22 protein-coding genes are annotated in these 18,179 nt (G+C 54.0%); 8 read left to right on the top strand and 14 right to left on the bottom strand.

Annotated features, from left to right (window positions below):
- Positions 1–28 precede the first annotated feature (28 nt).
- Together RHJ02_RS07235 and RHJ02_RS13135 are read right to left on the bottom strand one after the other, a co-directional pair.
- Positions 29–469 carry a hypothetical protein gene (locus RHJ02_RS07235; protein ID WP_206199577.1) on the bottom strand — a complete coding sequence of 147 codons (441 nt, stop codon included), beginning with the start codon at positions 467–469 and terminating at the stop codon, positions 29–31.
- 412 nt (positions 470–881) lie between these two features.
- Positions 882–1,079: an IS630 transposase-related protein gene (locus tag RHJ02_RS13135; protein ID WP_399364981.1), complete on the bottom strand. Its 198-nt coding sequence runs from the start codon at positions 1,077–1,079 to the stop codon at positions 882–884.
- Positions 1,080–1,511: 432 nt separating this feature from the next.
- Between RHJ02_RS13135 and RHJ02_RS07225 the strand changes: the two genes are divergently transcribed.
- Positions 1,512–1,817, top strand: a complete 306-nt coding sequence (locus tag RHJ02_RS07225) for a hypothetical protein (protein WP_310453568.1) — start codon at positions 1,512–1,514, stop codon at positions 1,815–1,817.
- Here the strand turns inward: RHJ02_RS07225 and lepB are convergent.
- Positions 1,814–2,383, bottom strand: a complete 570-nt coding sequence (lepB, locus tag RHJ02_RS07220; protein WP_206199575.1) for a signal peptidase I — start codon at positions 2,381–2,383, stop codon at positions 1,814–1,816. The two genes, RHJ02_RS07225 and lepB, sit on opposite strands and share 4 nt — an antisense overlap.
- Before the next feature lie 75 nt (positions 2,384–2,458).
- Here lepB and RHJ02_RS07215 point away from each other — a divergent pair, with 75 nt between their 5' ends.
- Entirely contained in the window at positions 2,459–2,851 is a 393-nt protein-coding gene (locus tag RHJ02_RS07215) for a DUF1823 family protein (protein WP_206199574.1), read from the top strand.
- Here RHJ02_RS07215 and bioA read toward each other — a convergent pair.
- The 11 genes from bioA to RHJ02_RS07160 all read right to left on the bottom strand — a co-directional run bounded on the left by bioA (position 2,827) and on the right by RHJ02_RS07160 (position 12,442).
- Entirely contained in the window at positions 2,827–4,152 is a 1,326-nt protein-coding gene (gene bioA / locus RHJ02_RS07210) for an adenosylmethionine--8-amino-7-oxononanoate transaminase (protein WP_310800081.1), read from the bottom strand. The two genes, RHJ02_RS07215 and bioA, sit on opposite strands and share 25 nt — an antisense overlap.
- Complete coding sequence (locus tag RHJ02_RS07205; RefSeq protein ID WP_310800080.1) at positions 4,130–4,393, bottom strand: YlxR family protein; 264 nt, start codon at positions 4,391–4,393, stop codon at positions 4,130–4,132. The genes bioA and RHJ02_RS07205 overlap by 23 nt, the downstream gene beginning before the upstream one ends.
- 5 nt (positions 4,394–4,398) lie before the next feature.
- Positions 4,399–5,586 (bottom strand): transcription termination factor NusA, encoded by a 1,188-nt coding sequence (gene nusA, locus RHJ02_RS07200; protein ID WP_206199572.1) that lies wholly within the window; start codon positions 5,584–5,586, stop codon positions 4,399–4,401.
- Between the two features lie 40 nt (positions 5,587–5,626).
- Positions 5,627–6,088, bottom strand: a complete 462-nt coding sequence (rimP, locus tag RHJ02_RS07195) for a ribosome maturation factor RimP (protein ID WP_206201652.1) — start codon at positions 6,086–6,088, stop codon at positions 5,627–5,629.
- Between the two features lie 215 nt (positions 6,089–6,303).
- Entirely contained in the window at positions 6,304–6,603 is a 300-nt protein-coding gene (locus RHJ02_RS07190) for a hypothetical protein (RefSeq protein WP_206199571.1), read from the bottom strand.
- Between the two features lie 74 nt (positions 6,604–6,677).
- Positions 6,678–7,931, bottom strand: coding sequence for an organoarsenical effux MFS transporter ArsJ (gene arsJ / locus RHJ02_RS07185; protein WP_206199570.1), 1,254 nt, complete (start codon positions 7,929–7,931; stop codon positions 6,678–6,680).
- 10 nt (positions 7,932–7,941) lie between these two features.
- The gene (locus tag RHJ02_RS07180) at positions 7,942–8,952 is read right to left on the bottom strand and encodes an ArsJ-associated glyceraldehyde-3-phosphate dehydrogenase (protein WP_206199569.1); all 1,011 of its coding nucleotides are present in this window, start codon (positions 8,950–8,952) and stop codon (positions 7,942–7,944) included.
- Between the two features lie 87 nt (positions 8,953–9,039).
- Positions 9,040–9,651, bottom strand: a complete 612-nt coding sequence (locus RHJ02_RS07175; protein ID WP_302676344.1) for a DUF4033 domain-containing protein — start codon at positions 9,649–9,651, stop codon at positions 9,040–9,042.
- Positions 9,638–10,354: a hypothetical protein gene (locus tag RHJ02_RS07170; RefSeq protein WP_302677902.1), complete on the bottom strand. Its 717-nt coding sequence runs from the start codon at positions 10,352–10,354 to the stop codon at positions 9,638–9,640. Before RHJ02_RS07170 ends, RHJ02_RS07175 begins: the two co-directional genes overlap by 14 nt.
- Positions 10,355–10,428: 74 nt before the next feature.
- The gene (locus RHJ02_RS07165; protein ID WP_310800079.1) at positions 10,429–11,745 is read right to left on the bottom strand and encodes a DNA methyltransferase; all 1,317 of its coding nucleotides are present in this window, start codon (positions 11,743–11,745) and stop codon (positions 10,429–10,431) included.
- A gap of 139 nt (positions 11,746–11,884) precedes the next feature.
- Positions 11,885–12,442: an SPOR domain-containing protein gene (locus RHJ02_RS07160; RefSeq protein ID WP_206199566.1), complete on the bottom strand. Its 558-nt coding sequence runs from the start codon at positions 12,440–12,442 to the stop codon at positions 11,885–11,887.
- Between the two features lie 84 nt (positions 12,443–12,526).
- On the opposite strand from RHJ02_RS07160, the gene RHJ02_RS07155 reads away from it, so the two are divergent.
- From RHJ02_RS07155 to RHJ02_RS07130, 6 genes are all read left to right on the top strand, one after another.
- The gene (locus RHJ02_RS07155; protein ID WP_206199565.1) at positions 12,527–13,582 is read left to right on the top strand and encodes a thiamine phosphate synthase; all 1,056 of its coding nucleotides are present in this window, start codon (positions 12,527–12,529) and stop codon (positions 13,580–13,582) included.
- A complete protein-coding gene (locus RHJ02_RS07150) occupies positions 13,579–14,769 on the top strand; it encodes a bifunctional 2-polyprenyl-6-hydroxyphenol methylase/3-demethylubiquinol 3-O-methyltransferase UbiG (RefSeq protein WP_286626604.1) in 1,191 nt (396 codons plus the stop codon). Before RHJ02_RS07155 ends, RHJ02_RS07150 begins: the two co-directional genes overlap by 4 nt.
- On the top strand, positions 14,766–15,707 hold the full coding sequence (locus RHJ02_RS07145; protein ID WP_286626603.1) for a folate-binding protein YgfZ: 942 nt from the start codon (positions 14,766–14,768) through the stop codon (positions 15,705–15,707). The genes RHJ02_RS07150 and RHJ02_RS07145 overlap by 4 nt, the downstream gene beginning before the upstream one ends.
- 74 nt (positions 15,708–15,781) lie before the next feature.
- A complete protein-coding gene (locus RHJ02_RS07140; RefSeq protein WP_286626602.1) occupies positions 15,782–16,192 on the top strand; it encodes a hypothetical protein in 411 nt (136 codons plus the stop codon).
- Entirely contained in the window at positions 16,176–17,525 is a 1,350-nt protein-coding gene (locus RHJ02_RS07135; RefSeq protein WP_315863385.1) for a YvcK family protein, read from the top strand. Before RHJ02_RS07140 ends, RHJ02_RS07135 begins: the two co-directional genes overlap by 17 nt.
- A 63-nt stretch (positions 17,526–17,588) precedes the next feature.
- Positions 17,589–18,179: a DUF3177 family protein gene (locus RHJ02_RS07130; protein WP_206199560.1), complete on the top strand. Its 591-nt coding sequence runs from the start codon at positions 17,589–17,591 to the stop codon at positions 18,177–18,179.

The following is an 18,179-nucleotide window of genomic DNA, read 5'->3' as shown; positions in this document are numbered from 1 at the left end:
AGGTACCGTCTGATGATAGCACCTCTGCCTAGCTTCCGGTTTGGGTGGCAATGGGCAGCGGCTCAGCTTTGCAGGCAGCCAAAATGGCGCGATCGCTAGCACTAATACGACGCAAACTATAGAAACTGGGTAAATCAATTTCTGCTTGGTAGGGTTCCTCCTCATAGGTGGGTAGAACCGTCACCTGCAACTGGCGATCGCCCACGGTACCCCGAAAACAATCAAAGGAGGAATTGGGCATGTAAAACGCCCCATAGACCTTCTGATCTTTGACTTCAAAGACAATATAGCTATGACCCACCTGTTGGGGTTGGGGCGACTCGCCAAGGAGATACAGGCCATTGACCAATGGAGATTGATTTTGTCGTGCCAAGAGCGGTTGAGCGATCGCCAGCCCATTGGTGAACCCAAGGGTAACAACTCCCAATACAACTGAAAGTAACCAACCCAAACGTGCCAACGAAATCATTCTATTTCCCTACCTGAAACGCGAAGTGGCCTAAACCAGCGTTTTGAAGCGTCAACCGTAGCGAAGGGCGGTGTCGTTACGCTGATACTTCGATCCTGACAGGTGAATAGCCGTTTTTCGTTGGAACTATGCCAGTAGTGGCACAGGCACAAATTGACCCCTAAAGAGGATAGTCCTTGCTAGCGTTCCCATTTAGTCCACTGCCTTGAAGGGAAGGGAGTTTATACCATTATTTGCTGAGCAGTAGAAGATGGCAGATTGTTTGAGTTCGCTGGATGAACAGAGTTCAAGCGACAAGAAGCGATATCCTATACCAGCTCTTTGCAACCATGAAACCGATGCCCGACAGCAGGAACGCTTGCAGATGCTCTACTGGCTGAAGCAAGGACTTGTCCACAGCCGCCCACAAAGCTCACTCTCCATCAATTCGTTGGCCTCGCGCTGACCACCCATACTCACACTCCACTCGAGAGTCAAACCCCGTCTCTAAGGCCGCCCAATCCAGTTTCCAAGGACGACGGGGGACAACCGTAGGGGCTAAGTCCTCTCGCTTCAGCCAGCGATGGATGGTGGCGCGGCTCACCTGAAAGATTTGAGTTGCTTCACTGATTTTGCCACCTTGCTGGATATAGGAGACAACCCGCTCTCGTCAGTTCAAGCTATAGCTCATATTCTTGAGTAACATTCATGACGCTTTGAGTATAGCCTATCCCTCTTGAAAATATCTCACTCTCTTTCGAAATGACTATATCTTCAAATTGAATTGGTATAAGACTCAATCATGAACTTTTGTACAGGATCGTAACTAGGTTTGGCTATAAAGACTACAATAGAAGTGTAGGGAAGGCGACTGAGTCCCCTACAACTCTAAACAGCTCCTCACATTTTCTTATTACTTTTTTGCAGTTAATACCTTAGTATTCACTGTTCAAGACTCAAAGCCTCACGTTTCTAAAAGCGGGGGAAGGAATCTAAGGAACTGTTACGAGTGATTTCATCAATGACTTCTCGATAAAGAGAAGGCGGGGGAATTATGTTCAGCATGCAGTTTTGGCGGCAGTCTCTTGTCGCGACGATCGCCTTGAGTGTGTTAGCCGTGTTTTCTTGGACACCTTTGGCTCACAGCCAAACCCATAGCACGCTACAGGTGGGAGCGACGGTCATTAAAACCTGTCAAGTCAGCCGCCCTGCCCAACCGCCAAGCCTGCGCAATGGCAACTACAGTTTGCAGACTGATTGTCTCCAAGCAACGCAAACAACTCCTGTGGGACAAGTGGTACCGTTACCAGTTGAATGGGGACTGGTGGAGGATGCTAACCCCACACTGATGCGGCTAGTCACCTATTAGGCAGCCGGGGACGAAATTTTACCCGCATGGTTGAGGGGCCAATAGCAGGCGATCGCCCGACCAATGACATTCTCAAGGGGCAAAAATCCCCAGATATGGGAGTCATTGCTGTGGTTGCGGTTATCTCCCATAACAAAGAGCATATTCTCTGGCACTGTCACTGGGGAGAGGGTATAAACGGGTGGCTCAGCAATGTAGGGTTCTGCAAGGGGGCGATCGTTGACCCAAACTTGACCATCATGCACGGCAACCGTGTCCCCGGCGGTGGCAATCACTCGTTTAATGAGGGCTTGATCGGCGCGATAACCAAGGGCCTGCAAGAGGGGTGGGGTATAGAAGACAACAATATCCCCCGGTTGAGGCGATCGCTGGCGATAGGTGATCTTTTCCACCACAATGCGATCGCCCGGCCAAAGCGTTGGCTCCATAGACTCTGAGGGAATAAAGCGCGACTCCGCCACAAAAATACGAATCAGTAGCGTGATCAGCACAGCCACCCCAATCAGGAGGGCATTATTGCGTAGCGATCGCCAGCGGGAAGGGGAATTCGTTGCCGAAGCAGACATATAAGGGCAGATTTAGAGAAACCACCCTTTTTATGGTACCGGTTTCAGTAGACCGACTGATTACAAAGAGTGTGAATGGATAGCTCTGATTCGCCACTCCCCCCTCTCACAGAAGCCACGTTGTGGCAAATTCTCAATGATGAATTGGATGATGCTACGGTCAATCAGCTCCTGTGGCACTGCTTGGGCTATCGCTATGACGCCCACAGCCAAACTTGGCAGAGCGATCGCGTGCCTCCAGAATGGCGACAAGACTATCCCCAACCGCCAGACTTCATTGGCAGCCGCCCCGCCATCGTCAAGCTCACCCGCTCTATTCCCCCTGCCCACAAGCAACTTCTCAAGGAACAGTTGGGCTTTGCTGGCTATGAAATCAAGGAACTCAACCCCCGCCGTACGCGCCGTGCCACTGCGGTCAATTGGCTCCTGAGTTATATGGCCACTCAAGCAGAGACTGCGGTGAAATAACCTGCGGCCACCTCGATCGCCACTTGGCGGATGGCGCGATAGACTGCGGCCAGTTCTTGATCACTAATGCAGTAGGGGGGCAGGATATAGAGCGTATTGCCCAAAGGTCGCAGCAGCACACCTAACTCAATAAAGCGGCGGCGCAGTTGGGGCACAAAGTCACTAAAGTAGGAGGCCGCCGTCGCCAATTCCATGGCCGCGATCGTGCCACAGGTGCGAAATTGCTTGAGATTGCTGACATCGGCAAGATACTGCTGGTAACACTGCCAATGGCGCGCCTCTAGACCTTGGTAGGCTTCAGGTTTGGCAAGCAGCAATTGAAATGAAGCCACACTCGCGGCACAGGCCAAGGGATTGCCGGTATAGGAATGGCTGTGGAAAAAGGCGCGCGCCGGATCATCGGCATAAAAGGCTTGGTAAATGTCCTCAGTGGCCAATGTGACGGCAATGGGCAAGCAGCCTCCCGATAACCCCTTAGAGAGACAAAGGAGATCGGGTTGTGTCCCCGCTTTCTCACAGGCAAAGAGGGCACCTGTGCGGCCAAACCCCGTCATCACCTCGTCATAGACGACTAACACCCCATAGGCCTTGGCAATTGCAGAAAGGGCTTGCAAAAACGAGGGACGACACATGCGCATTCCCCCTGCCCCCTGTACGAGTGGCTCAATGAAGAGAGCGGCATAGGCATCGGGGTCTGCCTTCAGGGTATCCTCCAGTTGAGCGATCGCCTGTGCTTCCTTGGTCTCCACCTCTGGATCCCCCGCATAGGTTGCTGGGTAGGGCAGGATTGTTAAGGGGGGGAGCAGCGGTTGAAAGGGTTGCCACCACGGGGAACTTTGGCCGACAGTCATTGCCCCAAGGGTATCGCCATGGTACCCGCCGGTAAAGCCAATGAAGCGCGATCGCTGGGGTTGATCTCGCCGCTGCCAATACTGGTAGGCCATCTTCAGCGCCACTTCCACGGCGGTTGAGCCATTGTCGGAAAAAAAGACCCGTTGTAACCCCGCTGGCGTGTGGGCACACAGCAGTTGGGCAAGCTGCTCCGCTGGTTCATGGGTAAAGCCAGCAAAAATGACGTGCTCAAGGGTTTGTGCCTGCTCATAGAGCGCTTTAGCCAGCACAGGATGGCTATGGCCATGGAGCGTCACCCACCAACTGGAAATGGCATCAATAATCTGACGGCCATCGCTCAGTTCAAGGCGAGCACCTTGGGCACGCACCACCTTCAGGGGCGGAGCCGCCGTTTTCATTTGTGTAAAGGGCTGCCAAATGGGGGAGTCAGTCATAGTTGCGATGGGCATCTAAGCGAGCAGCAAGGGTCGTAAAAATATCCTCGGGAATGGGACAGCGGAGCGATCGCGCCAAGCGTTTTTTTTGTTTGGCCACCTTGAGACACTCGGCAGTGGGACACAGATAGGCCGATCGCCCCATTCCCTGATCCAGTTGCACGCGGTGATCCGGCCAGCAGCGCACAATGCGCCAGAACTCCGAGCGATCGGCCAAGCGGCCACAGGCCACACAGCGGCGTTGAGAAACAACCATCCTCCCTAACTGGCAACTTGTTCTTCGAGGGCGGCCATGGCCAAGCGATCCTCCTCTTCGTAGTTGTATTGGGAGCTATCGCGCACCTCAATTTTCCAGCCCGTTAGGCGAGTTGCCAAGCGCACATTTTGGCCTTCCTTACCAATGGCTTGGGAGACCTTATCCGGTGCCACAAGGACATGGGCAATGCGGGCTTCGGGGTTAATCAGCCGCACCTCCTCCACTGGCGCTGGACTCAGGGAATTGGCAATATAGGTGGCTGGATCCGGCGACCAGCGGATCACATCAATTTTTTCCCCCCGCAGTTCATTCACCACTGCTTGAATGCGGGATCCCCGTGCCCCAATACAGGCACCCACCGGATCGACATCCCGCTCTAAGGTATCCACGGCAATTTTGGTGCGGGGGCCGACTTTATGATTCGGGGGATTGGCTTCGCGAGCAATGGCCACAATCCGCACCACTTCATCCTCAATTTCTGGCACCTCATTGGCAAAGAGATAGACCACCAAGCCAGCATCAGCACGGGAAACCTCCAATTGGGGGCCGCGCTGAGGTCCCTCTTTGACGCGCTTGAGATACACCTTGAATGTGGAGTTGGCGCGGTAGTTGTCGTTGGGAAGTTGTTCCCGTTTCGGCAGTTCGGCCTCCACTTCCGGTTGGCTAGCATCGCTGCGCACAGCCATAATCACCGATCGCCGCTCAAACCGCAGGACGCGCCCCATGAGTACGGTGCCCTCGAGGTCTTTGAATTCCTCTTGGACGAGGCGACGCTGTTGATCTCGCAATTTCTGCGCCAGCACTTGCTTGGTTTGCATGGCGGCCATGCGGCCAAATTCCTGATGGTCAGGGGTGACATCCAACAGCACCGTATCGCCGACACGGGCATCCTGCACCACCTCAATCACATCGGCAAGGGCAATTTCGCGATCGGGGTTCGCCACTGTTTCCGTAATCGTTTTGGTGGCCAAAACGCGGAAGCCCTCCTGCTCGGTGTCTAGTTCCACTTCAAAGTTGGCAAAGTGGTCTTCTTCAAAGTGACTATGATCCGGGCGCAGACTGCGGCGATAGCGTTCGTATCCCTTGAGCAGTGCTTCCTTGAGGGCTTGATGTACCGCGTGCTTGGGCAAATTCCGCTCTTGGCTGATTTCATTGATCATGGCCCGTAGGCCGGGTAAGCGATAGATGGTCATCGTCCGTTACAACCTCGTTCATTTAGTAGATCAACTGCTGCTAAGGCTCACTGCTGGGGCTGTACAGTTGGACACTGGCAATCAGTGAGCGGGGAATCGCCAGCGATCGCCCCCGTTGATTGAGATAGACATTCACCGCGTCACGGCGAATCAGGTTGCCCTCCCAAAGGGTTTTGCCCCGATGGGGTGCGGTGGTCGTGACCCGTACAGGAAAGCCACGAAAGGCATCAAAGTCGCGATCGCTACTCAAGTAATCCGACAGGCCCGGACTCGACACCTCGAGAACGTAGGCAAACTCCAACTCTGGCAGCCCATCCAAAGCCATCTCCAGTGCCCGACTCAGCCGTTCGCAATCCTCTAAGCTGGTGTCATTCTCAGGATGGCGCACCTCCACCCGTAAAATCGGGGGCGATTGATGGGTCAGCCACTGCACACTCACCAGATCAAGGTGTTCTTGGTCGGCAACCTGCTGGGCAAGGGTTTGCACCACAGGCAACAGCATCTGTATCTGCATAGGAAATAAAAAAGGCGGGACATTGCCCACCACACCCAAACAATCTCAAAAAGTGACAGCCTCCCTTCCCGAGGGGAAGGAGATTTTTGAACCGTTCAGAATAGAACGTTCATGGGTGCTGCCAATACACCACTCTTCCTAGCACTTAGTATAGCAGCTAACAGTGGGCGATCGCCACCCTGACCAACAGACCCGAGACGCTCCTAGCGATCGCTAAAATCACCATTCGTCAGTTCATCACCGTCGTAATCCTCTTCCCCCAGCTCCAAATCCTCCAAGACGGGATTCAAGAGCACTGCCATCTCCGCCTCATGGTGGGTGAGCCACTGGCCTTGGGTGCGGAACCAGCGGGGCGGGTTAATGTAGCGAGCATAGTACCACGGGGGAGCAGTGGGCTGGCTAATTTCCGCCTGTACTCGAATTTTCTCACCCGCATAGTAGGCATCTTCGGGTTCCACTTCCAACCACACTTTTTGGCCGATGATTTCTTGGGGGAGCATCATAAGGGCAATTCCTCGGGGAACCTCACCATATCTCAATTTTATTCAGTTCTAACCCCTAGGGGAAAATGTTGCAGTTATTCACCATCCCCCACAACCAACGAGGGGTAGGGCTGCTGCCGTTTCGGATCCTCGAGCTTTAGGGAAATGAGTCCAGCACAGAGGACAAAGACCATCGAAACCCACAGACAGCCGACAATGCCCCAAATTTGATAGATGAGGCCAGAGAGAACCGTTCCCGCTAGTCGCCCGCCGGAATTGGCCATGTAGTAGAAGCCAACATTCAAGGCCACCTTTTCATCATCGGTGTAGGCCAGCACCAAGTAGGAGTGGACTGCCGAATTCATGGCAAAAATCAAGCCAAAAAGGAGCAAGCCGCCAATAATGACGGCATTGGGATTCCAGTGGCTCATCAAGCCCAAGGCAATGACTGCTGGCACAATCGTCAGTGTAAACGTCCAAAACTGAATAGTGGCGGCTTGGGGAGGGCGACCGCGATTGATGTATTTCAACAGCAGGGGTGCCGAGGACTGGACACCTCCATAGCCAATGACCCACAGGGCGAGAAAGCCCCCCACTTCATAAAATGACCAGTTGAGAACACTTTGGAGATAGACGGGCAAACCCACCACAAACCAGACATCCCGCGCCCCAAAGAGGAAAAAGCGAGCAGCAGAAAGAATATTGATCTCCTTGCTCTTGGAAAAGAGTTGGCGAAATTTGATTTTCTTTTTGATCTGCCCCATCCCCCGTGGCAATAACAAACCGCTGAACAGGATCAAGATAAGCGCGATCGCCATGATCCACAGAGACGCTCTATAGCCCGCCAATGTCAGCAACACACTGCCAACAAAGAAACCCACCCCCTTGAGGGCATTTTTAGAACCCGTCAGAATCGCCACCCACTTAAAGAGCTGTGACTCTGCCTCCTGGGGCACCACTAAGCGAATAGCGCTCTTAGAACTCATCTTTGTCAGGTCTTTGGCCACCCCCGACATCGCCTGTGCCGCCATCACATAGGGCACCGCAAACCACAAAGGCCATTCTGGCGTTAGGGGCGTGAGCATGATCAGCGAGATCACCTGTAAACCAATGCCCGCGTAGAGGGTGACATTCAGCCCTAAACGGGAACCAATCCAGCCACCGAGAAAGTTGGTGACAATGCCAAAAATTTCATAGAAGAGAAATAGGAAGGCAATTTGCAGCGGTGTGTAGCCAATCTGGTTAAAGTAGAGCAGCACTAGCATCCGCAGTGCGCCATCGGTAATCGTGAACCCCCAGTAGGCGAGGGTAACAATCATATAGTTGCGGACACTGGTGGACACAGCCATAGCAGACTCCTTAGGGCAACGTAGTGGCGACGTGACGAGCTAATTCGGCCATGCGATTGCTGTAGCCCCATTCGTTGTCGTACCATGCGAGAATTTTCACCTGCGTTTCATCCACAACCATTGTGGAGAGGGCATCGACAATGCTGGAACGGGGGTCGTTGCAATAGTCAATGGAAACAAGAGGGCGCTCCTCATAACCGAGAATTCCGTTGAGTTCCCCGGCGGCGGCAGCTTTAAGAGCTGCATTCACTTCGGCCACACTGGTGGGGCGGCTCACTTCAAAAACACAGTCGGTGAGCGACGCATTCAACAGGGGCACCCGTACCGCCAAGCCATTGAGTTTGCCTTGGAGTTCAGGATAAATCAGCCCAATAGCAGTGGCTGAACCCGTGGTTGTCGGCACAAGAGACATCAGACTAGAGCGGGCACGGCGCAAGTCCTTGTGGGGGGCATCCACCACTGTTTGCGTATTGGTGACATCGTGGATCGTGGTGATCAAGCCGTGGCGAATGCCAAGGGTTTCGTGAATGACCTTAACGACGGGGGCAAGGCAATTTGTCGTACAGGAGGCGGCGGTGAGCAAGTGGTGTTCTTGGGGATTGTAGAGATGGTCATTGACGCCCATGACAATGTTGAGGGCCTGTTCCTTGACGGGGGCAGCAACAATCACTTTTTTCACCCCAACTGCAAAGTAGGCCGCCAGTTGCTCAGCGGTACGGAATTTACCGGAGCATTCCAGAACAATCTCGACTCCTCGTTCTTGCCAAGGTACCTCTGCTGGGGTTTTTGCTTCCGAAAAGCTAATGATCTGATCGTTGATGGCGATCGCCCCCTCTTTGGCCTGAATGGCTTGGGGCCAGCGGCCATGAACCGAATCAAACTCTAGTAAATGGGCGGCAGCGGTTGTGCCTCCTTTAATCTCGTTAATGTGGCGAAACTCCAGTTCAGGCCAACCCCACGCGGCACGCAAAACCAAGCGACCAATGCGGCCAAAGCCATTAATGCCGATGCCAACGCCCATCGTTGCTGCTCCAGCGGGACATCCCTACGTTATTTCAAATAATCTTGAATTGTCAATCGCCAAAAATGATTCGCCAACAGAATGGTCTTAAATGTGGGGGCAGGGGGTCTGACTCGGATCGTCCCAACAGTGGGGAATGGTTGGCTCAGGAATCGGCTGGGCAGGGGTACCAAAAACCATTTCGCAACTGTAGTCGCTAAAGTTGGGCGTCATCGTCAAGGGAATGCCAAATCGCTGCCGAAAGAATTGCTCTGTGGGCTTTTTGCACAGGTTGATACAGAGTGCCACGCATTGAGATTCAGCAAGATAGCGGCATTTTTGAATGCGCACGCCACTGTGTTGCCATTGGCGGGGTTGATCGGGGGGAATGACCTCGACCCAGTAGCGATCGCTGGCTCCCACTAACCAGCCCGTGAGGCGGGTGGCAAACCACGCATTCCACTCACAAACCCAGCGAGTCGGGCGAAAGAGTGTGCGTACCAAGGTGCTGATGAAGGGGGGAACTAACCGATCAAAGACGGTGGCCACGATAGCCTGCTGCTGCGCGGGCGATCGCCTCTGCTTCACTTGCCGTGTGATTTCAACAAAGCCAACGTAGTCGAATCGCTGTGGCTCAACCCCAATGACACTAGCGATCGCTCGAATCAACCGAGCCAAGCACCATCGCTCCAACCAGTTGAGGGACTCAGGCGGCATCATCAAGATGATCGAGCACCTCAAGGGCAGCACGGCGAACGATTGCATCCGTTTCCTGTCCCAGTAGCAGATATAGGGCTTCCTGCACTTGGCGACGCTCTGCCCCCTTAGAGATGCGAGCTAATTGGCGAATAGCCACTAGCCGATGCAGCGGTTGCGGATGGGTGAGGTCAGCAAACCATTGGGACACCTGTTGGGTCTGATGCTGCTGTTGCAGTTGCCCCATGAGCGTCCCAAGCAGGGCAATGACGGCCACTAAAAGGATGCCGAGGATCACAAGCGCCACCACGAGCCATGGATCTGCGGTGTGTTGACCCAAATGCAGAAGGGTATAGGTACCCAAACAGGCCAGCAAACCCCCGACCACCGTAAAGGCGAAGGGATGGTGTAGCCATTGGGACATCTGTTGGCGCAGGTCTTGCCATAGGGTCAACAGTCGGCGTTGCCAGCGACTGAGGAGAAAAATCGTACCCACACCACTCAGGGTGGCCACCATCAAGGGGCCATCGGTTTGCCACAGGAGAAGACCTGCCCCCAATCCGCCGATGACCAGCAAAAGACGCTCAGACAGCAGATTAAACACAAAAGATTTCCAGCGCAGTCGTTGCGATCGCGTCGCGTGCCCTTTGGCCAATCGCCTGTGGTGCAGCGGAGTTGAGCGCCGTTGAGGTTGCGGCAATGACCATTTTGCCCAAGAGGTAACCATAGGGTGGGTGTACTGCCAGTTGATGCCTTATTTTACAGTAATTCTTAAGGTACAGCCCATCTGGACTGACTCGACTATCCTTTCCAGCGTAGGATCACCACTTCTTCGCGCAGTTGCTCCTTCGTGGCGCTGGCAAACCGTGTTCGGAAGAGATCTGTGCGCACAACCTCATAGCCAAGGGCTTGGGCAATGTCAGCCAATAACTGACCTGTGCGAATCATCACCCGCAAATAGGAGGCTTGATCACCCACGACGTAGGCCAATTGGGCATTGGGACGCAACCGCGATCGCAGGGCAGCCAAGTGACGCGCCATGCCACCAAAATAGAGTTTGGTGACTCTACCATAGAGTTTCTCAAAGCCAGAGGTCTTCCCCAGTTCAATTCTGCGGCGTTCAATGGCATCTGCAATGGCCTGAATTTCAGGATGATCTCGAATCCACTGATCGTCATCATCGGCTTTATAGACATTGCGTGTGTTAGAACGGATCAGACCCTTCTTGAAAGCTTGTAAATCCGCCTTGGTTTTGATAAAGCCCAAGACCACCGATTCGAGGCGGGTTGTTCTGGTGTAGTCCTTTTCATTGGGATACGGGGGTGAGGTGATCACCGCATCAACGGACTGCGGCGGCAATACTCGGTCAGGACATCTTGCATCCGCCAGATAGACGTGGGCAGGGGCATCATTTTGATTTTTGACCTGCCGCAAATCCTCCACCATTTCATCAATTTTGGCGAGCCAAGCACTAATCACTGGTGTATCAACTTTAGGCTTGCCAACACCCACTTCAGGGCCAAAGCGCAAATTACTCACGGCAAAAACCAGTATGTTGGCGATCGCCAGCAGTTGATGCCGATAGACCTGTTCTATTCTGTATTTCTCTAAGCAGTCAAGGAGTACCAAGACCTTGTGCAAGGGAATCGGGCTGATCGACCCTGTAAGGATGAGTTTATGTTGTTCTGGCGAGAGTTGGCGTAACGGTAGATCCGCAATATTCCCCTCAAAAGGCACCGAGTCCCCTATCCCTTGCTGCCGCAGGATGTCAAGGGCAAATTCTGCGATCTCACAGGAGTGACGGTAGAGTAAATCCGGATCAACATCCCAATCCGTCTTAACACACGTCGCAAAATGGGCAAATGGATTGGCTTCGGTACCCAATGAGGGGATTCCACGCAGCTTCGACTCAACCAGCGTTGTGCCTGTGCCGCAAAAAGGGTCGAGGATGACACTCTCTGCATTCAAGCCAAAGTCTTCTATGTAGTCCCTCACAAGATGGGGCGGATAAGAGAGCACAAACCGATACCAGTCATGAAAGGCGCGGTCTTGCTCATCTATCCTGTTGATATTGCTATTGTCTTTGGGAACGGTTGTATCCTCAGAATGTTTTAGCAACTCAACTCCTGTGGCGATTTGCTCCTAATCCTCTAAGTCTATGAAAAATTGATTGCTTGGGCAGGGGGTTCACTTCACTGCTGAAAAAGCGGGCACTCTTTAGGCCTCTTCGCGTCGTTCCTGAGCCAATTGAGGTTGTTTAGGGCAGACGTTGAATCTCAGCGCGGAAGCCATTGACCTCCATAAAGGCACGCATTTCGTTGGCATTGGCCTCGTTTTGGAAACTGCCCACTTGTAGGGCGCGGCGCTGGCCAAGGGTAATGGGTATCACTTCGGGAACGAGCGATCGCAGGCGTTCTTGATTGGCCAGATCATCCTCCCGCAAATCCAAAACAATGACTCGAAACCGCGTTCTGGGGGCTACGGGAGCGAGTGTTGCCAAGTTTGCATCAGAAATGTCTGGTGGGGGCGGCAATTGATTCATCGCGCGATCGCGACCCACAAATCCCATCGGAATCGGGTCACTAGGCACCGGCAATCGTTCGAGGGAGTTGTCAAGCTGCTGCGGCGGTGGGGTGGGAATTGGCGCCGTACTCACCTCTGGGGCAGGCACAGGAATCGGGATGACGGTATTCACCTCTGGCGGTGGCACGGGGATGGGAATCGGTTCTGCCGCCAATACGGGCGTCCCCCAACCCATTAGGATCAAACATAGGTGACTCAACCACGGCTGGGAGTGAATGCTGAAACGGCTCATCAAAAACTTCATTGCGCTATCAACAATGCCGATGAACGGTGAACAGAACTGTGTTGATTCTTTTCTGTGGGGATCGGACGTGCTATGCAAAATTTAGCTCCCGGATTTGAGGGGCAACGCATCCGGCGGATTCTCGATGCCAACCTTGACCGTGCCCGCGAAGGTCTGCGGGTGATTGAGGAATGGTGCCGCTTTGGCCGCGAAGATGCTGCCCTGAGTGCAGAATGTAAAGATTTGCGCCAAACCCTTGGCCGCTACCATACCCCAGAGTTGCGGGCGGCACGACAAACGGATCAGGATCCGGGGACTGCTTTGCGTCATCCGCAGGAGCGCGATCGCCAGACCCTCGGCGAGGTGCTCACTGCTAACTTTGCCCGTGTCCAAGAAGCGCTACGAGTGATTGAGGAGTACGCGAAATTAACCGATACTGAGCTGAGTGACACCGCCAAAGCCCTCCGCTATCGCGTTTACATTCTCGAGCAAGCCCTGATCCTCAACCCGCGCCACGCTCGAGCGCAACGCCTGCAAGGGGCAAAGCTCTATCTGGTGACTGCCCCCAGCGATCGCCTGCTGGAAACCGTCGAAGCTGCTTTGAAGGGGGGACTGCCCCTTGTGCAATACCGCGACAAAACCAGTGATGATCACACCCGTCTAACCACGGCTCGCCAGTTACAAGCGCTCTGCCAACGCTACGGCGCCCTGTTTTTGGTCAACGATCGCGTGGATATTGCCGTGGGTGCCAATGCCGATGGTGTCCACCTCGGACAGACGGATATTCCCATGGAACTGGCTCGGCAAATTTTAGGGCGCGATCGCCTCGTGGGACGCTCGACCACCAATCCCCAAGAACTGGAGCGTGCCATTGCTGAAGGTGCCGATTATGTGGGTGTTGGGCCGATTTTTGCGACTCCTACCAAACCCGGTAAAGCGGCTGTGGGCTTTGACTATCTCCAATACGCCCGCAAACACGCCCCGATGCCGCAGTTTGCCATTGGCGGCATTGATCTCAGTAATATTGATGAGGTGGTCAAAGCCGGGGCGACTCAGGTGGCCGTTGTCCGCGCCATTATGGATGCGGCTGACCCAGAGGCAACCACCCGAGAATTATTACGACGCTTATCTCAAGGGGAACCATCATGACCTCGGCGGCTGAGATTACTGCTGCTGTGCGGCAACTGTACAATACCTATCCTTTTCCGCCGGAACCGCTCCTTGATGAGCCACCACCGGGGTACAACTGGCGCTGGTCTTGGCCGGCGGCCTATAGCTTTTGCACAGGACGCTATCCCTCCCAGTTGGACGTTGCCATTCTCGATGCCGGCTGTGGCACTGGTGTAGGAACGGAATATCTCGCCCATTTGAATCCGCAGGCAAAGATTACTGCGTTGGATCTCAGTGAGGGTGCTTTGGAGATTGCCCGCGAGCGCTGCCGGCGATCGGGCGCCACCAATGTCGAATTTCACCACCTGAGCCTAGAGGATGTGGCACAACTGGGGCAAAGGTTCCAGATGATTAACTGTGTGGGCGTGCTGCACCATCTGCCGGATCCGCAGCGGGGCATTCAAGCTCTCGCCGATGTGCTTGCCCCCGGCGGCATTTTGCACATCTTTGTTTATGGAGCCTACGGTCGCTGGGAAATTAAACTGATGCAGCAGGCCATTGCCTTACTTCAGGGGAGCGATCGCCACAACTATCGCGAGGGGGTGGCCATTGGACGGCAACTCTTTGCCGCATTGCCCCAGAACAATCGCCTGAAAAAGCGTGAGCAGGAGCGCTGGAGCCTCGAAAATCAGCGGGATGAATGCTTTGCCGACATGTACGTGCATCCCCAAGAAATTGACTACACGATCGCTAGCCTCTTTGACCTCATTGCTGCCTCTGGCCTAGAATTCGTCGGCTTTTCCAATCCCCAAGTTTGGCGGTTGGAGCGGCTGTTGGGCAGCCAGCCAGAACTGTTGCACCGCGCACAGCACTTAGATCCGATCCAGCAATATCAACTCATTGAATGCCTTGACCCTGAGGCAATGACCCACTTTGAGTTCTTTTTGGCCAAGCCGCCGCTGCCCCGTCACGATTGGTCTGAGGATGCGGCTTTGCTGGTGGCTATTCCGTGGCGACACCCCTGCTTAGACGGTTGGCCGGGGGTCTGTGTCTTTAACTGTCACTATGATGTGATTCAGCTCAATCAGGCTGAGCAGCAATTCCTGACGGCTGCGACGGGTCAAAAAAACGTGGCTGAGTTATTAGCTGAGCAACCGGGCTTCAATCTTGCAGGGGTGCGATCGCTCCTTGAGCGGGACTTGCTTCTCTTAGGAGTAAAAGAATGACGGATCTACTGGAAACAGTCTCTGCCAGTGGTGCAGTCTATGATTGCAGTCATTGGGGGCGCCTACGCCTCACGGGGGGCGATCGCCTGAAGTTTTTGCACAATCAAAGCTCCAATAACTGTCTTGTCTTGCAACCCGGCCAAGGGGCAGATACGGTTTTTCTGACCTCGACGGCGCGCACCCTTGATCTTGTCACCCTACTTGTTCATATGGAGTGGGTGGATCTACTGGTGTCACCGCAGCGCCGCGAGTTTCTCTTGAAATGGCTCGATAAGTACATCTTCTTTGGCGACGATGTGCAGGTGAGCGATCGCACTTCTGACAGTTACTGCTACCGAGTGTTCGGTGCCGTTTCGGATCAGATCGCTGACCAATTGGGTCTGCAACCGTTTTCCCAGCCCTACGCTCATGTGACTCTCACCTACGAAAACGCTCCCATAACCATTGCTGCCACCAGTGGCTTAGCGATTCCGGGCTTGACCCTTTGGAGCGATCGCCCCCTCACAGATCTCCTCAATGCCCATCTCCAACTGAATGATACCGACTGGGAACACCTACGCATCCGCCAAGGGCGACCCGCTGCCGACGCTGAACTCACCGAAGACTATAACCCCCTCGAAGCCCGACTGGGGCATACGATTTCTTTCAATAAGGGCTGCTACATTGGCCAAGAGACAATCGCCCGCCTCAACACCTACCAAGGGGTCAAACAACATCTCTGGGGACTGGAATTGAGTGCCGTTGTTCCCGCCCCAACTCCCCTACTTTTGGAAGGGGAAAAAGTGGGTCTGCTCACCAGTTGTACGCCCCTAAATGGGGGTGCCTTTGGTCTAGGCTATGTGCGCACTAAAGTGGGCGGTGCCGGGTTAACCTTGCACACCCCAGAGGGCATCATTGCTCAAGTGGTTGAGGTGCCCTTCTTAAGAACTGTTGCCTAAAAATACTCTCAGCAGAGAATGCTATAATCCAATCGGTTCGTGCAGAAAATTTACTGACCGAAGGAAGGAAGCCTATGGCGACGGCACAGGTGTTAGCGTTCATGCAAAAGACCGCTGAAGATACCCAACTACGAGATGAACTGGAGAACCTTCTGGGGGTAGGGGATGGCAATATCAGCGGCGCTGCCGAACTAGATGCTGAGGAACTCGCTGCCCTGCGAGGAGAGATGGCGCCTAAGGTGGTGGATTTTGCCAGTCAACATGGTTTTGAATTTTCCACCGATGAACTCATTCAAGTGGTTGATTCCTTTGCTCAGCACCAAGCAGGGGAAATTAGCGATGATGAATTTTCCGGGATTTTAGGTGTTCCCATTAACAGTAATCATGCCGAACACAAAAAACAAGTGGCCAATCCTCTGCAGCGCCTAGCCCGCTATCTGAGCAAAACCTATTTGGGTATTGGTGCGGATGAGGAGAGCGAATAAGGCTCAACCACTCTCAGCGAAGCTACGGCCAGCCCGTCGTAAAATCCGTTTGTGGTCCCAATGGTTGCTCCCTGGGCTACTGGTGAAACGATGGCTCCTAATTAGTGCAGTTGGCGTTTTGCTGGCTAGTCTGGGCTTTGCCATTAGCATCAACCTCACCCCCATTTTTTACTTCCTGCAATTTCTAGAGCAGTTTGTTCAAAGTATTGCCCGTTTTGTGCCCAGCTACATCAGTGGCCCTTTACTGCTGCTTGGGGGGTTGGCACTGATTGCTTGGGGCTATGCCCGCACCCTTGGCTCGATTACGGAAGTCCTGTTGCCAGAAGACGACAAGGCCTTGGTGGAGCGGCTGCTCATCCATCGGCGGCTAGGCAGGGGGCCAAGAATTGTTGCTATTGGGGGGGGAACTGGTCTCTCCACCCTCTTGCGGGGACTCAAGCTCTATAGTTCCAATATCACTGCCATTGTGACGATGGCCGATGATGGCGGCTCATCCGGACGACTGCGGCGGGAAATTGGGGTGTTGCCACCGGGGGATATTCGCAACTGCTTGGCGGCTCTTGCCGATGAGGAGAAAATCGTCACTGAACTGTTTCAATATCGCTTTGAAGCGGGGGATGGCTTAGCAGGGCACAGTTTTGGCAATTTGTTTCTGACGGCGATGACAAATATCACGGGGGATCTGGAGCGAGCGATCGCCACCAGTTCAGCGGTCTTGGCCATTCGTGGTCAAGTGTTGCCAGCCACCCTAACAGATATGACCCTTTGGGCACGCCTTGCCGATGGTCGCCTCATTCATGGGGAGTCCAACATTACAGCCGCCCGCGGCAAAATTGTCGAAATTGGTTGCTCGCCCCCAGCCCCCAAAGCCCTGCCCCGCGCCATTCAAGCCCTTCATGAGGCCGACTACATTATCCTTGGCCCCGGCAGTCTCTACACGAGTATCATTCCCAATCTTTTAGTGCCTGAGATTGCCCAAGCCCTAGCGGAGCGGCAGTGCCCCTGTGTTTACGTCTGCAACATTATGACGCAGCCGGGGGAAACCGATGGCTATGCTGTGAGTGATCATGTGCGTGCCCTTGATGCGGTCACGGGCGATCGCCTGTTTGATGCGGTGCTGGTGCAAAAATACCCCCCCAGTGCCGCTCACCTTGAACGCTATGGGCAGCAGGGAAGTACCGCTGTGGCTATTGATCGGGAAGCCCTGACCCGTCAAAACTGTCGACTAATCCTTGCGGATGTGATGGACGAATCCACGCCAACCGTGCGCCATGATTCGCAAAAGTTAGCAGCCATTCTGATGCGTTGGTATGAGCGAGTGCGATCGCTCTAGCCTTGTGCCTTGGGAAGGCGATCCCTAATAATAGAACCGTTGCACTTGGGTCTGTGGCCTGCCATGTCCTTGGAACTTCTGCGATCGCTCGTGTGGATGGACTACCGCCTTGCGGTGCTCTTTACTGTAATTATTCCCTTGATCCTGTTGCTGTGGTCAACGGTTAAAAATGTGCCAGCGATTACCCAACTGCTGATTATCTATTGGCGGGTGGCCAGTCTATTGGCGATTACGGTGTACCTGATGATGCCGCAGTGGCCAGTGGCCTACGTCACCGGATTTATGGCCTTGGTGCTGATTCCCATTAGCCTCTGGTTTTGGGTGGATCTTAATGAAGAAATTAGCGATCGCCAAGATTTGATTGGTCAGGTCTTTAGTAGCTGGCGCTGGGCAATCACGCTCTACTGTATCCTTGCCGCCATTGGTCAGGCCTTTTATTTGCCCTGTGCGTTTGTCGCTGGTGCCGTTCAGACCCCCAGTTGCCAAGTCTGGCTCGAGCCACCCCTGATGTTCAAAGATATTTTCCATGCCCAAGCCCGCGCCGGTACCCTTGGCTTCTTTGCCGCCGTTGCCCTTGTCATCTATATGCTCTATCTGAGCTACTTTGTGTTTGTGCGCTTACCCAAGCAGGGGCGATCGGCGACGGGTCTATAG

This window comes from Thermosynechococcus sp. TG215 (assembly GCF_031583455.1).
Lineage (GTDB): Bacteria > Cyanobacteriota > Cyanobacteriia > Thermosynechococcales > Thermosynechococcaceae > Thermosynechococcus.
Note: the sequence above shows the minus strand (reverse complement) of the source record. Positions and strands in the feature narration are given on the sequence as shown.

Bases quoted from the DNA above. Each gene is read 5' to 3' on its own strand.
- RHJ02_RS07190 (WP_206199571.1), bottom strand. From the start codon at position 6,603: ATGATGCTCCCCCAAGAAATCATCGGCCAAAAAGTGTGGTTGGAAGTG.
- RHJ02_RS07135 (WP_315863385.1), top strand. From the start codon at position 16,176: ATGAGGAGAGCGAATAAGGCTCAACCACTCTCAGCGAAGCTACGGCCA.
- RHJ02_RS07180 (WP_206199569.1), bottom strand. From the start codon at position 8,952: ATGGGCGTTGGCATCGGCATTAATGGCTTTGGCCGCATTGGTCGCTTG.
- RHJ02_RS07215 (WP_206199574.1), top strand. From the start codon at position 2,459: ATGGATAGCTCTGATTCGCCACTCCCCCCTCTCACAGAAGCCACGTTG.
- RHJ02_RS07225 (WP_310453568.1), top strand. From the start codon at position 1,512: ATGCAGTTTTGGCGGCAGTCTCTTGTCGCGACGATCGCCTTGAGTGTG.
- RHJ02_RS07140 (WP_286626602.1), top strand. From the start codon at position 15,782: ATGGCGACGGCACAGGTGTTAGCGTTCATGCAAAAGACCGCTGAAGAT.
- RHJ02_RS07145 (WP_286626603.1), top strand. From the start codon at position 14,766: ATGACGGATCTACTGGAAACAGTCTCTGCCAGTGGTGCAGTCTATGAT.
- rimP (WP_206201652.1), bottom strand. From the start codon at position 6,088: ATGCTGTTGCCTGTGGTGCAAACCCTTGCCCAGCAGGTTGCCGACCAA.
- bioA (WP_310800081.1), bottom strand. From the start codon at position 4,152: ATGCCCATCGCAACTATGACTGACTCCCCCATTTGGCAGCCCTTTACA.
- RHJ02_RS07130 (WP_206199560.1), top strand. From the start codon at position 17,589: ATGTCCTTGGAACTTCTGCGATCGCTCGTGTGGATGGACTACCGCCTT.
- RHJ02_RS07155 (WP_206199565.1), top strand. From the start codon at position 12,527: ATGCAAAATTTAGCTCCCGGATTTGAGGGGCAACGCATCCGGCGGATT.
- RHJ02_RS07205 (WP_310800080.1), bottom strand. From the start codon at position 4,393: ATGGTTGTTTCTCAACGCCGCTGTGTGGCCTGTGGCCGCTTGGCCGAT.
- RHJ02_RS07170 (WP_302677902.1), bottom strand. From the start codon at position 10,354: ATGGTTACCTCTTGGGCAAAATGGTCATTGCCGCAACCTCAACGGCGC.
- nusA (WP_206199572.1), bottom strand. From the start codon at position 5,586: ATGACCATCTATCGCTTACCCGGCCTACGGGCCATGATCAATGAAATC.
- RHJ02_RS07235 (WP_206199577.1), bottom strand. From the start codon at position 469: ATGATTTCGTTGGCACGTTTGGGTTGGTTACTTTCAGTTGTATTGGGA.
- arsJ (WP_206199570.1), bottom strand. From the start codon at position 7,931: ATGGCTGTGTCCACCAGTGTCCGCAACTATATGATTGTTACCCTCGCC.
- RHJ02_RS07160 (WP_206199566.1), bottom strand. From the start codon at position 12,442: ATGAGCCGTTTCAGCATTCACTCCCAGCCGTGGTTGAGTCACCTATGT.
- RHJ02_RS07175 (WP_302676344.1), bottom strand. From the start codon at position 9,651: ATGATGCCGCCTGAGTCCCTCAACTGGTTGGAGCGATGGTGCTTGGCT.
- lepB (WP_206199575.1), bottom strand. From the start codon at position 2,383: ATGTCTGCTTCGGCAACGAATTCCCCTTCCCGCTGGCGATCGCTACGC.
- RHJ02_RS07150 (WP_286626604.1), top strand. From the start codon at position 13,579: ATGACCTCGGCGGCTGAGATTACTGCTGCTGTGCGGCAACTGTACAAT.